14 protein-coding genes and 1 pseudogene are annotated in these 12,886 nt (G+C 40.4%); 4 read left to right on the top strand and 11 right to left on the bottom strand.

The features are described from left to right. Window positions 1-2: 2 nt before the first annotated feature. Together ACOZIR_RS11020 and ACOZIR_RS11015 are read right to left on the bottom strand one after the other, a co-directional pair. Window positions 3-797, bottom strand: coding sequence for a GDSL-type esterase/lipase family protein (locus tag ACOZIR_RS11020; protein WP_045291812.1), 795 nt, complete (start codon window positions 795-797; stop codon window positions 3-5). A 23-nt stretch (window positions 798-820) separates the two neighbouring features. Beyond that, window positions 821-1,699, bottom strand: coding sequence for an NAD(P)-dependent oxidoreductase (locus ACOZIR_RS11015; protein WP_045291813.1), 879 nt, complete (start codon window positions 1,697-1,699; stop codon window positions 821-823). Window positions 1,700-2,044: 345 nt separating this feature from the next. On the opposite strand from ACOZIR_RS11015, the gene ACOZIR_RS11010 reads away from it, so the two are divergent. Further along, window positions 2,045-2,245, top strand: a complete 201-nt coding sequence (locus tag ACOZIR_RS11010) for a cold-shock protein (protein ID WP_013057405.1) — start codon at window positions 2,045-2,047, stop codon at window positions 2,243-2,245. A gap of 204 nt (window positions 2,246-2,449) precedes the next feature. On the opposite strand, the gene ACOZIR_RS11005 is transcribed toward ACOZIR_RS11010, so the two are convergent. Next, window positions 2,450-3,883, bottom strand: coding sequence for a PLP-dependent aminotransferase family protein (locus tag ACOZIR_RS11005; RefSeq protein WP_045291814.1), 1,434 nt, complete (start codon window positions 3,881-3,883; stop codon window positions 2,450-2,452). 290 nt (window positions 3,884-4,173) lie between these two features. Then, window positions 4,174-5,874 carry a pyruvate oxidase gene (locus ACOZIR_RS11000; protein ID WP_045291815.1) on the bottom strand — a complete coding sequence of 567 codons (1,701 nt, stop codon included), beginning with the start codon at window positions 5,872-5,874 and terminating at the stop codon, window positions 4,174-4,176. 282 nt (window positions 5,875-6,156) lie between these two features. On the opposite strand from ACOZIR_RS11000, the gene ACOZIR_RS10995 reads away from it, so the two are divergent. Beyond that, window positions 6,157-6,357, top strand: a complete 201-nt coding sequence (locus tag ACOZIR_RS10995) for a cold-shock protein (protein ID WP_013057408.1) — start codon at window positions 6,157-6,159, stop codon at window positions 6,355-6,357. Between the two features lie 197 nt (window positions 6,358-6,554). On the opposite strand, the gene yjcZ is transcribed toward ACOZIR_RS10995, so the two are convergent. Beyond that, on the bottom strand, window positions 6,555-6,692 hold the full coding sequence (gene yjcZ, locus ACOZIR_RS10990; protein ID WP_013057409.1) for a sporulation protein YjcZ: 138 nt from the start codon (window positions 6,690-6,692) through the stop codon (window positions 6,555-6,557). Between the two features lie 266 nt (window positions 6,693-6,958). On the opposite strand from yjcZ, the gene ACOZIR_RS10985 reads away from it, so the two are divergent. After that, window positions 6,959-7,195, top strand: a complete 237-nt coding sequence (locus tag ACOZIR_RS10985) for a hypothetical protein (protein ID WP_013057410.1) — start codon at window positions 6,959-6,961, stop codon at window positions 7,193-7,195. A gap of 29 nt (window positions 7,196-7,224) precedes the next feature. Here the strand turns inward: ACOZIR_RS10985 and ACOZIR_RS10980 are convergent, their stop codons facing one another. Both ACOZIR_RS10980 and ACOZIR_RS10975 read right to left on the bottom strand, forming a co-directional pair. Further along, the gene (locus ACOZIR_RS10980) at window positions 7,225-7,497 is read right to left on the bottom strand and encodes a hypothetical protein (protein WP_045292176.1); all 273 of its coding nucleotides are present in this window, start codon (window positions 7,495-7,497) and stop codon (window positions 7,225-7,227) included. Window positions 7,498-7,639: 142 nt separating this feature from the next. Further along, a complete protein-coding gene (locus ACOZIR_RS10975) occupies window positions 7,640-7,837 on the bottom strand; it encodes a hypothetical protein (protein ID WP_014459743.1) in 198 nt (65 codons plus the stop codon). A 308-nt stretch (window positions 7,838-8,145) separates the two neighbouring features. Between ACOZIR_RS10975 and ACOZIR_RS10970 the strand changes: the two genes are divergently transcribed. Next, entirely contained in the window at window positions 8,146-8,928 is a 783-nt protein-coding gene (locus tag ACOZIR_RS10970) for an SDR family oxidoreductase (RefSeq protein WP_421535599.1), read from the top strand. Window positions 8,929-8,944: 16 nt separating this feature from the next. On the opposite strand, the gene ACOZIR_RS10965 is transcribed toward ACOZIR_RS10970, so the two are convergent. The 4 genes and pseudogenes from ACOZIR_RS10965 to ACOZIR_RS10950 form a co-directional block, all read right to left on the bottom strand. Next, complete coding sequence (locus ACOZIR_RS10965; RefSeq protein WP_421535598.1) at window positions 8,945-9,721, bottom strand: SDR family oxidoreductase; 777 nt, start codon at window positions 9,719-9,721, stop codon at window positions 8,945-8,947. A 104-nt stretch (window positions 9,722-9,825) separates the two neighbouring features. After that, window positions 9,826-10,788: a quinone oxidoreductase family protein gene (locus ACOZIR_RS10960; protein ID WP_421535597.1), complete on the bottom strand. Its 963-nt coding sequence runs from the start codon at window positions 10,786-10,788 to the stop codon at window positions 9,826-9,828. A gap of 120 nt (window positions 10,789-10,908) precedes the next feature. Then, window positions 10,909-11,330, bottom strand: a pseudogene (locus ACOZIR_RS10955) (acetyl-CoA hydrolase/transferase C-terminal domain-containing protein); the annotation flags it as partial. 58 nt (window positions 11,331-11,388) lie between these two features. Continuing rightward, entirely contained in the window at window positions 11,389-12,876 is a 1,488-nt protein-coding gene (locus ACOZIR_RS10950; protein WP_028413037.1) for a DHA2 family efflux MFS transporter permease subunit, read from the bottom strand. Between the last annotated feature and the right edge of the window lie 10 nt (window positions 12,877-12,886).

Genomic DNA, 12,886 nt, shown 5'->3' with positions numbered 1-12,886 from the left:
CCTTACCACGTAATAAGCGATGCTACACGTTCTGCGATCAGCTTGTAGCCTTTTGCATTCGGATGAAACTTATCAGTATATAAGTAGTCATCTACCTTTAGCTGAAACAAATCAAAGGTCGGAACAAAAACAGTTTGCTTATAATTAGCACTTAATTCACTGCTTTTATAATTCCATTCTCGTACAATAGCCGTTGTCGTTTTTGCATCTTGCAGGTTACTAAACGGATTATATAAACCAATTAAAAAAATCGTCGCGTCTTTATTTGCCGAACGGATGCTTTTTAAGATGCTGTCTACGTTTTTTAAATAGTCATTTTCTAGCTTTTGAATATTGTTTTTATTTAAGTTCTGCAGCGTTTGCCCACCTTGAAATAAGTCATTTCCGCCAATGGTAATCAAAACGGTATCTGCAGACTTAATCTGCCGCTGAATCTGCTGCTGCTTTACTTGACTTGCCAGCTGCGAAGACGTTTGACCTTTTATACCAAAGTTACTTAAGAGAATTTTTTTCTTCGTTTTTTCTTCAAGATTATCTTTTAAATACCCAACGTATCCTTTTCCCGCTGCGTCTCCTGTTCCTCTTGTCAGTGAATCTCCTAAAGCGACAATCGTATAATTCTTGGTGCTTTTGTTACTGCTGCTTGTTTCTTGCTTCGGCTTTGGCATTTCTTTTACGCTAGCTTTTGAGGCGGTAACATAATCATAAATAGACATTCCAAGCCCTGCTGCAAACAGCAGACACGAAATAATCGAAATAAGGGATACAATCCATACCCACTTTCCTTTCGCTTTCACTGGCTGCACTCCTTTTCGTCTTTTTAGTTATCTTTTTTTAGAGCTTCAACTGTTTTTAGTAACGCCGACCAGTCTAAATGACCCCAGCCATTTTCAATTCCTTGTTCATAATGACCTTTCACAAGCTCTCCTAACGGAAGCGGAGCGGACACTTTTTTGGCTGCATCAATAGCCAAGTTTACATCTTTTAGTCCAAGCTCCAGCTTAAATCCGGCTGGATCAAAGTCTCTTTTAGCAATTAAATTGCCGTAATTTTTATACACAGGAGATGCAAATAAGCTATTAACCACTTCAAGAAACTGCTCCGCTTGCATGCCATACTGTTCTACCATGACTACTGCTTCAGAAACAGCTTCTAACATCGATACTAATAAAAAATTATTGCCAAGCTTAGCTACATTTGATAAGTAAGGCTCGTCTCCTACAGTGAAAATAGTTTGACCAATCGCTTCAAACAGCGGCCAAACATGCTCTCTTGCTTCTTTATTACCTGCAACTATTACTTTGAGAGCCGCGGCAGCTGCTGCGTCGGGGCGACCTAAAACGGTCGCTGCAACAAAATGCTGTCCTGATGCAGCATGTGTGCTTGTTAATTTTTCCGATAAATCTACGCTAATAGTACTCACAGAAACGTGAATACCGCCTTCTTGAAGGCCTGCAAGTACACCGACTTCTGAAAGCGTTACTTCTTCTAAAGCCTCATCATTTGAAAGAATCGTAAAGACAAGATTCGCTTCTTGTGCTGCTTGAGCAGGTGTCTCCACAACCTTTGCTCCTTTTTTCACAAGACTTTCCGCCTTTGAAGCAGTGCGGTTATAAATCACAAGTTCATGACCCGCTTTTATCATATTTTCCGCCATCGGTAATCCCATATTTCCTAAACCAATTAAACCCACTTTCATCTTTACCACTCCATTTCAGCACTCAGTATGTACATTTATACTTGTTTTCTACCTTTAGAAAAACCATATTTTCATTATTATATAACTACAGTAAAAGCGAATACAAAGAATAGCCTTTCTAAAATGTTCAAAATGTGACATTTTTTAGACATAATTTATAAAAAACTTGTCTAAAAAATACGAATGGTTTTTAAATAAAGCGCTTGCAAACATAGGAAATTTCTGCTAAGATATAAGAGAATTATTTTTGTTCGGTGGGGATGTATGAGTATTGTCACTTTTCGTCTTTAGATTTGAGCAAGAATAGTACCACAATGTGCGAGTCCGCACGAGGAGGCAACAATTATGGAACAAGGTAAAGTAAAATGGTTTAACGCAGAAAAAGGTTTTGGATTCATCGAGCGCGAAGGTGGAGACGATGTATTCGTACACTTCTCAGCAATCCAAAGCGAAGGCTTCAAATCTTTAGACGAAGGTCAAGCTGTAACATTTGACGTAGAACAAGGTCAACGCGGACCTCAAGCTGCTAACGTTCAAAAAGCATAAGAAACACAACATATCAGAAACAGATCCTTTAAAGGATCTGTTTTTTTGTGTACAAACATAAAAAAGCCCTGTTTTTCAACAGGGCCAGTCGGTACAAATACAGAAGTAAAGTTAATGGTACTCTTAGTATAGCACAAGATCATAACAATCTATACGAAATAATAAAATAAAACTTTCATCCGGCACGTTTAGCTATGTTTATAGCTATTCCAGACTCTCTAGAGCGCTCGCAAATCGTTTAATTCCTTCTCGAATAACCTCTTCTTCCCCTCTGCCAAACGTAAAGCGAATAGCTCCGCTTTGAGAACTCAGCACGCTTCCTGGGACAAAGGCTACTCCTTTTTTAAGCGATTCTTCCAATAGACGATAGTCATCGACCGGCTGATTCACTTTGCACCATAAGTGAATCCCGCCTTGAGGCGAATCAAAAGATACTTTTGATCCAAGCAATTCGTTCAGACTCGACGACAGGGCATACTCTTGCTTTTTGAGCTCTTGTCTAAGCTTTTCAATATGAGAAGAAAATGTAGGAGAATCTAAGAATTGATAAGCAATCCACTGCGGAAAGATGCTGTGGCCAAAATCAATTTGCTGCTTAGCGTCTGCCAGGCGCTGAATTACTTGCTCCGGCCCCACTATCCAGCCGATTCGAAGGCCTGATGCCACAATTTTAGAAAGCGAGCTGATATAGAGGACATTTCCGTTCTCGTCCATCGATTTCAGCGTTTGATGTACATTGCCGTCAAATGCCGTGAGTGAATAAGGATCATCTTCAATAAGCGGAATACCATATTCTGAAGAAAGCTCTAAAAACCGCTTTCGGCGCGCTTCTGATAACACAATACCGGTCGGGTTTTGATAATATGGATTTAAAAAAACCATTCGAATGCGATGCTTTTTATGTAATTCTACTAAGTCGTCCGGGTTGGCTCCATTTTTATCTACAGGCAGCAAAAACGTTCGTAGACCTGCTGATTGAAAGAGCGGCAGTGAATAGCTATAGGACGGATCTTCAATCGCTACTGCATCCCCTGGTTTTAACAAACACTGCACAATCAAATGAAGTGCTTGCTGTGCACCTGATGTAATTAGAATAGAATTGGAGTCAGTGGAGATTTTCCGGTACTCATGAACATGAGCAGCAATAGCATCACGCAAACGTTCATTGCCGTGGGGATGATCATAGCCTAAATGTTCATTAAAAGGCATGCCCGCTAATATTTGCTGAAAATCTTCGCTTGGAAATAAGCTAGGAGCTAACTCTCCGCTGGCTAAGTTCACAAAATCTGTTCGCAAAGCCTCGCTTCTGATTCGCTGTACGAGCGGTAAATTAGGCAAAAATGAACCGTCTTCTACATATCTCCCCCAGTTTGGAATACGTTTTCGGGAAATTCCCCAGATGCTCGAACTAACTCGCGTGCCGCTTCCTTTTTTACGTTCTACGATTCCAAGTGCCTGCAGCTCTTCATAAGCAGCTACTACCGTGCTTCTGTTCACGTTGAGCTCAGCGGCAAGCGTTCGTTCTGATGGCAGCATAGAATCCGGCGGAAAAGCTCCCGATGAAATACAGCTTTCAATATATTCTGCAATTTGTTTATAAATCGCTTTTTTGCTAGCGCGATCTGGTCTCCAGTTCATGCGGCGTCAGTCCTTACATTTAAACTTTCTTATTAGTAGTTTATCCTTTATCTCTCTTATCTTAAAGAAGTTTTATAAAAAAAGACCATCCAATTCGGCATTTTTTTGCTCATCCACTTTACAAAAATATGATATCACTACTTTTCATTTGTTAGTATTTAAGTTTACATAATAATTTTATAGTTAATTAAATTATATTCACCAGCACAATAAAAAATCCGAACGAAGTTGATTCTCCATTAAGAGTCTCGATTCATCGTTCGGATCTTTACTAAGTCACAGCCTCTTTTTTATAGAGGAGGTAAATCTAGCTTGCCTTCTTGAAACAATTCTTTCACCATGTGCTTGGCATACCCTGTTGCTTGCCCTAGCGTAATCTTTGCTGGCATAGGCGCTTCATTTGCATCGACGATTACATCGATAATGCACGGTTTATTCTGTCTAACTGCACTTTCAAAAGCCGGCAGCAGCTCGTCTTCCTTTTCTACTCGGTAGCCAACACCTCCGCAGATATCTGCATACCTAGCAAAATTCGGATTTGTTAAATCTGTCCCAAATTCAGCATTTCCCATTACTTCTTGTTCAAATTTAATCATGCCGATTTTATGATTGTTAAATAGCACTACGACTAGCGGAAGATTGTATTTAACGGCTGTAATAAAATCTGCCATTGTCATCGCAAAGCCGCCGTCTCCACATACCGCAAACACCTGCTTCTCGGGATAAGCAATTTTTCCAGCAAGTGCGCCCGGCAGCCCGCAGCCGAGAGTCGCTAGCCAGCTTGAAATCACAAACTGCTGATTTGTCATACGAAAATGACGCGCCATCCATACTGTGACGTTTCCTACATCTACAGACAAGACCGCGTTATCATCCGCTACGTGCTGAAGCGCTCGAATCACTCGCTGAGGCTTGATAGGTACACTTTCTTTGGCTTCTTGGCTATCAAGCTGATTCCACCACTTTTTCATACGTTCTTGACTTTGCTCTAAAAACTGGCGATGCTCTGAGCGGCCAACGTTTTCTAAAAACCACTGAATCGTTGCTTTCGCTTCTCCTGCAAGCCCTGCATCTACAGGATATCTTTTGCCAATTTGTGCAGGATCAATATCAATATGAATCGTTTTCGCATGGTCTGGCAAAAAGCCTGTAAACGGATAGGACGTCCCAATCATGATGAGCGTATCCGCTTCTTGCATCGCTTCATACGCTGGCTTTGTCCCGATTAATCCAAGTCCTCCGAGGCAATATGGATGTTCATCCGGTATTGCGCCTTTTCCAGGAAGCGTAAGGACAATAGGTGCTGCGATTTTTTCTGCAAATGCAAGCAGCTCTTCTCTCATTTCATGTGTGCCTCGACCGGCTAGGATAACCGGACTTTCCGCTTTACCAATCAAATCTTTTGCTTTTTCAAGATCTTCTCTATGGGGAAAAATGTCTTGTTTGACAATTATGCTTGATGTTTCTCGTGCTTCTGATCCAACTTCAAAACGAGGAATATCATCGGGAATGGTTAACACAGCCACACCTTTTTTAGCATACGCTGTTCGAATCGCTTGATTGACAACAGTCGGAAGCTGCTCAGCGGACATGACTCGCTGGTTATATACAGCCACATCATCGAACATTCTCTCTAAATTAATTTCTTGAAACGCATCGCTGCCGATGAGATCTGATTCTACTTGCCCCGTAAGTGCTAAAACGGGCGCTTTGTCTAATTTGGCATCATATAAGCCATTTAGTAAATGAATTGCTCCCGGTCCGGCAATAGCCGTACATACACCGATTTTACCCGTTAGCTTCGCATATGCAGCTGCTGCGAGAGCTCCCGCTTCTTCATGCCTTACTTGAATAAATTTAATTTTATCCTGGGCTTTGCGAAGCGGTTCAATAATTGAATTAATGGAGTCTCCTGGCATGCCGTAAATATGATCAACTCCCCATTCAATTAGCAGTTCAATCAGTTTTTCTCCAGCTTTTTGTTTAAACATATGACTACCCCTTTCTTCTTATATATAGAGATAGTGTGACCTGATACGCTCTTTCTTACTTATTTTCAGCCGTATAATTTTCGTTTTCTTTCGTTAAAGGAAGGCAACATCTTCGTTAAATTTTCTTCATTCCTTGCAATTATCATTATCTTTTGCTATTCTATAAGAAGAATTATTTTTGTTCGGCAACAATCGATAGGTGAATACTTTCGTCTTAAAGATTTTGATCATGAGCAAGGATAGTAATACAATGTGTGCATAGCACACGAGGAGGCAACATTCATGGAAAAAGGTACAGTAAAATGGTTTAATGCAGAAAAAGGTTTCGGATTTATCGAGCGCGAAAACGGCGACGATGTATTCGTACATTTCTCAGCAATCCAAAGCGAAGGATTCAAATCTTTAGACGAAGGTCAAGCTGTAACATTCGACGTTGAAGAAGGTCAACGCGGACCTCAAGCTGCTAACGTTCAAAAAGCATAAGTAGTAAAAAGACTCTGATTTCAGTCAGAGTCTTTTTTTTTATGTAGAGCTACGCATAAATTTTTTTAACATGTAGTTTGTACACGTTATTATAAATAGTAAACTAAAAGAGTCTCTTCATTCCGAAGAGACCTTTTGTGGAAGAAATAGTTGAAGAAATAAAGTGTGGATGTTGCATCGTCCTCACTTTTTAATAATTAGCACCAGCCGCCGCCGAAGCAAGAAGCGCCGATGATGATTAATAAGATGAAAAGTACAATGATTAAAGCGAAACCGCCGCCGCAGCCACCGCCGCCATAACCACAACCGTATCCGTAACCTCCGTAGTATCCCATGTGTTTCACCTCCATTTGCTATACTTTAAGATATGTGGATTTAGTTAAATTGCTCCTAATAATTCCATAGAACTTTTGAAAATGTTTGTCATACACTAAAATACTGAGCTTCTCAAACAAGTTCCACAAAGTGATAAAATATCTGATTTTATGGGCATTTACTCCTCTTTTCTTTATCTTTTAAAAATGTAATCGCTCCCTTTTTCATGAATGTACAATGCGCTGAATACCTTTAGTTATGTACACTCACACAGGAGGGATTCAATATGTTAACACTCGAAATTTCAAAACAAATCGTTAAAAACGTCTACCCTATTGTCTTATCGAACCGCAGTAAAATCTTTCAAGAGGAAGTGAGCGTCGCCGCCTTGCAAGACTACTTTGGTCTTGATCATGCCTTTAGCGTATATGCAGCTGCCACCATTATTTATCAGCTAGAAGCTGACGGATATGTATCCAAACCTCTGAAACGCAACGAATACAAGCGAATTTTGCTCAAATAAAAACAAGCATCCCCGCAAGGATGCTTGTCTTATTTATAGCTATACCTGTCGAATAATTGCTCGACTCTTTTGTGATAGTCTGCAAGGTAATCAGAGAGCTCCGTTTTGCTCAAATTATTGGCCTGCTCCTCAAATAGTGACAGCAGCGAAATTTTAATCATTTCCATTTCCGTTTCCGAACGATTTTCATTTCGCAAATCTTTTCTTAAATTCCACAGGCTTTGCTCCATTTCATGCTTTAATTGTTCTAGTGAGTGTGGTTCTTCAAATCCGGCACGAATGTCTTTTTTAAATCCACTCATCTTATCACTCCTCGCATTTGCACCTGCTAGATAGTATCTAATGTATACTATACCATAAATAACTATACGAGGCTTAAGCATGCATTTTAAGCAATTGGTCACAAAATAAAAAACATCTCTTTGGATGTCTTTACGTTACTTTTTATCTTACTTCGTCTTCTTCACCTTTTACATATTTAAAAAATGAATCAATCATTTCATTTAAAAAATCATTTCGATCTTCAAAATTCATAATTTCTAAAAACTCCACAATATCCTTATCTAAGCTAATAGAAGCGGGAACATAAGCAGCTGCTTCCCTTCTTTGCGGGAATGGAATCACATTATCTTTCTTCTTCATAAAACACCGTCCTTTTTCTGTGCTTTACTAGTGTAAGCTTTCAAGGAACGATTTGCAAGTCCCTCTGATGTAAAATTTTATATAAATATTCTTCTGAAAAGACAGAGTATATCTTTAGCTACTCAAGTAAGCTCATTTGACCTTAGCCTTTTTCGTGTTCTGGCGTCATATTAATAATTCGCCGCTGTTTTCTCTTTTCCTTTTGGCATCTTTTAGCAAATTTAAACACAAATAGTTTAAAAGAGGTTTTTATTTCCTTCTTATAGGTTAAAGAAAGGAAACAACATTTTTATATGGAGGGGTTACAAATGATTGCATTAACTGGAAAAGTTGCGCTTGTGACGGGAGCGGCATCTGGAATTGGGCGCGCCGCAGCCATCACATTAGCTGAACAAGGAGCGCGCGTTGCTCTTTTAGACTTAGAGGAAGAAAAATTACAAGAAGTAAAAGAGACCATTATGGCGAGCGGCGGAGAGTGTATAGCCGTTAAAACAGACGTATCTGACTCTGAAAGTATAAAAGAGAGTATCGAAACGATTAGCAGCTTATGGAGTCAATTACATATTGTTTCTATTAACGCAGGCATCAACGGTACGTTTTCTTCTATTGAAGAACTATCACCAGAAGATTGGACAAAAACGATTGATACAAATTTAACGAGTACTTTTTTAACCGTGAAGCATTCTATTCCTTATTTAAAAGCTCAGGGAGGAAGCGTTATTATTACTAGCTCGATTAACGGCAACCGTACATTTTCAAACATCGGCATGAGCGCATACAGTTCCTCAAAGGCTGGCCAAATGGCCTTCGGCAAAATGGCAGCTCTTGAACTTTCTACATACGGAATACGCGTTAACGTTATTTGTCCAGGAGCAGTTGATACAAATATTGAAAGCAATACATTCCGCCAAGAAGACAAATTAAAAGAAGTCGCGATTCCAATTGAATATCCAAATGGCAATCAGCCGCTTGCTAAACGCTCGGCTAAGCCCGAAGAAGTAGCAGACTTAATTTTCTTTTTAGCTTCTGACGCGTCCAAACATATTACCGGAAGTGAAATGTTTATTGACGGCGGAGAATCGCTGCTGTAACGTACAAGCCCCTGCATTACCTGCCAGGGGCTTGTTTTTTGCTTTTATGAACAACGTCTACTCCGCCTGAAGCGGATATAATACTGCCTGTAATCATATCTGAGTTTTCATCACAAAGAAACTCAATAATACGCGCAATGTCTTCTCCTGTCCCTGATCGGCCCACAGGCGTTTCCTTGTCTTCTAGTAATCTTGCTTTTATGATATCATTTTCTTTCATGTCTCCTACAATATCTCCGGGACAGACCATATTGGCCGTAATCCCGTATTCGGCTACTTCTAGAGCAAGCGATTTGGTCAGAGAAGCCAGCCCTGACTTAGCGGCACTAAAAGCCGCGCGGTGCATCCATCCAGGGGTATGCTCTACATCTTGAAAACCGTATGTAATAATTCTTCCAAACTGCTGCTTTTTCATAATAGGAACAACAGCTTTTACAAAATGAAAAACGGAGCTTAAATTCCCTTCCAGTATTTCATACCATTCACTGTCTGCGTATTCTATTAATTTTTTTCTTTCAAATACATACGGACCTGCATTATTAATTAAAACGTCAATACGTCCAAACCGCTCCCTGGCCTGCGTAACGACATGTTCAATATCTGCTTTATTTGTTATATCTCCTTCTACAAACTGTACGTTGTCTTTATATTGATGCCATTCTTCTTGCAGTTCTCGCACTTTATTTTTATCACTTCGAAAATGGACGGTAACGGAATACTGCTTTTTTAAAAACTGTTCTGTTACCTTCTTGCCAATACCTTTATGACCCGCTGTAATCAATGCATGTTTCATCTACCTTCACCTCTTTTACTCTACTTCTCTACTATATATATTAGACAGCTCCTTGATTTCTCCTTTACTAACGGAAAAAAGCCCTTGACGAAAGGGCTTTTCTTTTACGGTCTTAACAAAATTTTCCCTGTACTTTTCCGGCTTTCAAGCAGCTCATGTGCTTTTGCTCCGTCTTTTAAATCAAACACCACGGGATCGGTTAGCACAAGCTGACCTTTACTGATCCACTCAAACAGCTGCTGTGAACGTACTTTACGTTCTTCATATGACACAAGCACGTTCCATAAGTCTCCGCCTGTAAGCGTTTTAGAGGTATCCATCAGCATACGCGGGTCGACTGGAGCCGGATCGCCTCCTGCCATTCCGTAAAACACCACGGTTCCTCCTGTTTTTACGGCTTCAAAGCTTTTTTCTAGCGTAACCCCTACAGATTCGTAAGCAACATCTGCTCCTCGCTTCGTTACTTCTTTCACTTGTTCCACCCAGTTATCTTCGTATAAAAAAACATAGTCAGCGCCTGCCTGAGCCGCTGCTCTTGCTTTTTCAGAAGATGACGTTAAGCCAATGACCTGTCCGCCTAATAGCTTGGCAATTTGAACTAAAAGCTGACCTACACCTCCAGCAGCTGCGTGAACAAGCACATAATCGCCGGGCTGAATGCTGTAGCTGTCTTGTGTTAAATAGTGAGCCGTTAACCCTTGCAAAAGTACAGAAGCAGCTGCATCAAACGAAATATCGTCAGGTACAGCAATTATTTTATCTTGTGGCACGGCAACAAGCTCTGCATTTGCAAAAGGAACGTCAGCAAACGCAATACGGTCTCCTACGTTAACATGACTTACTTCTGCTCCTACTTCTTCTATCACACCTGCTCCTTCATATCCTAAAATATACGGAGGTGTACCGGTTAAGTGGTAGTTCCCTTTTCTTCGGTACACATCCGCAAAGTTAAGTCCAATTGCTTTTGTTCTTACCAATACGTCTGTTGGGCCAATAGAGGGGTTCGGTATATCTTGATAGTGAAGAACGTCAGGTCCTCCAAATCTTTCAAATACTAATGCTTTCATAGATAAGTTACCTCGTTTTCTTTATGTATTCCCTTTCATCGTAATTCAACGAGATAACAAACACAAGTTTCTTACTCAGCAAAAAAAACGCTTTGTCTCATAAGAAGACAAAGCGTTTTTTTAATTTGTTTGCGCTACAATTTCTCGCATTGTTCCATTTTTTTGATAAGACGTATGAAAAGAAAAGGCTTTTTCAAGAACGTGCGGTGTTTGGCCGCCTCGCGTGAGCGCTTCTTCGTAATACGCCATAAGCTGATCGCGATACATTGGGTGGCACAATTTTCAATAATGCGTTTTGCTCGTTCTCTTGGAGCGAGTCCGCGTAAGTCCGCATATCCTTGCTCTGTTACAATGACATCCACATCGTGTTCCGTATGATCAACGTGTGAAACAAACGGCACTACGCTTGAAATATCACCGTTTTTAGCAATGGATTTTGTTACAAAAATACCAAGGCGCGCATTTCGGGCAAAATCCCCTGAACCTCCGATCCCGTTCATCATTTTTGTTCCCATCACATGCGTGGAATTGACGTTTCCGTAAAAAAGATAAATTTAACTCATAAAAAAAATCCGTACCATATAAGGCACGGATTTTTTATTAGCTTGCTTTTTTCACACGATTTGTAATGGTATCTTCTTTTGGTGATGTTTTGCGAATAAAGAAGGCTAAAACAAACGCGATTACACTTAAAATCGTTGCGATCATAAATGCATCGTTAATACCCATTGCTGTACCTTGATTCACAGCTTCAGCCATACTGCCTTTATCTGTTGGCAAAATTTGCTGATTCGTTACGATATTTTTCACGTGTTTTTCACCTTGATTCATCATAATGGATACAAAGAACGCCATTCCTACAGCTCCGGCAACCATTCGAAGCGTATTAACCATCGCGGTACCGTATTTATTTAAGCTAAGCGCAAGCTCATTTAATCCAGCTGTAAAGATCGGCATCATAAGCAGTGACATCCCAAACATACGAACAGTATAGACAATCATTACATACATAAATGTTGTGGTTGTTTCAAGCTTTGTTAATTCATATGTTGTCACAACGGTAATTGCTAAACCAATAACAGCAAGCCATCTTGCGCCGAACTTATCAAACAGCCGTCCTGTAATCGGAGACATAATCCCCATTACAATTCCCCCAGGAAGTAGCAGCAAGCCTGAAAGAAATGGTGAAAAGCCGCGTACGTTTTGCATATAAATTGGCATTAAAATCATACCTGAAAACATTGCCATTGTCACAATTACGTTAATAATTGTTGTCAGCGTGAACATACGGTAACGGAAAATACGAAATTCAAGAAGCGGCTGATCGATTTTTAACTGGCGGAAAATAAAGAACAGAATCGAAATACCGCCTACAATGAACATGGCTAATACTTCAGTGCTGGTCCAGCCCTTTGTACCGCCCGTAGCGAATGCATACAGCAAGCCGCCAAATCCAATTGTTGATAAAATAACGCCAAGCACATCTAGCTTTGGTCGGCTTGTTTCTGTGACGTTTTTCACTAAAATAATTGCCGCAATTACGTTAATAAGTGCAATTGGAAACATCATAAAGAATAAAACGCGCCATGAGTAGTGCTCAACAATTAAACCAGAAAGCGTCGGACCTACTGCCGGTGCAAAGTTCATTGCTACCCCAAAAATCCCCATCGCAAAGCCGCGGCGGTCAGGCGGGAATAACGTAAAAATAACGTTTGTAATTAACGGAAATAAAATTCCCGCTCCTGCTGCTTGCACGACGCGTCCCACTAAAATAACGGAAAATGTCGGTGCGATACCGCAAAGCAGTGTTCCTACTGTAAACAGCCCCATTGCTGTAATATACAGCTGCCTTGTCGTAAATCGATTCATTAAAAACGCTGTAATTGGAATAACGATTCCGTTTACTAACATAAAGATGGTCGTTAACCAGTTGCCCGTAGCCGCCGTTACATGGAAGTGATCCATCATTTGCGGAAGCGCGATGTTAATCAGCGTTTGATTTAAAAAAGCGACGAGCGCTCCCATTATCATTACGCCAAAAATAGACCGAGTTCGGGCTTGATCGGACTGTTGTGTTTGTGTATTCATTTTAACAAGA

Source organism: Priestia sp. D3YE.R1 (genome assembly GCF_049199565.1).
Taxonomy (GTDB): Bacteria; Bacillota; Bacilli; order Bacillales; family Bacillaceae_H; genus Priestia; species Priestia aryabhattai.
This window is presented reverse-complemented; position numbering and strand designations above follow the sequence as displayed.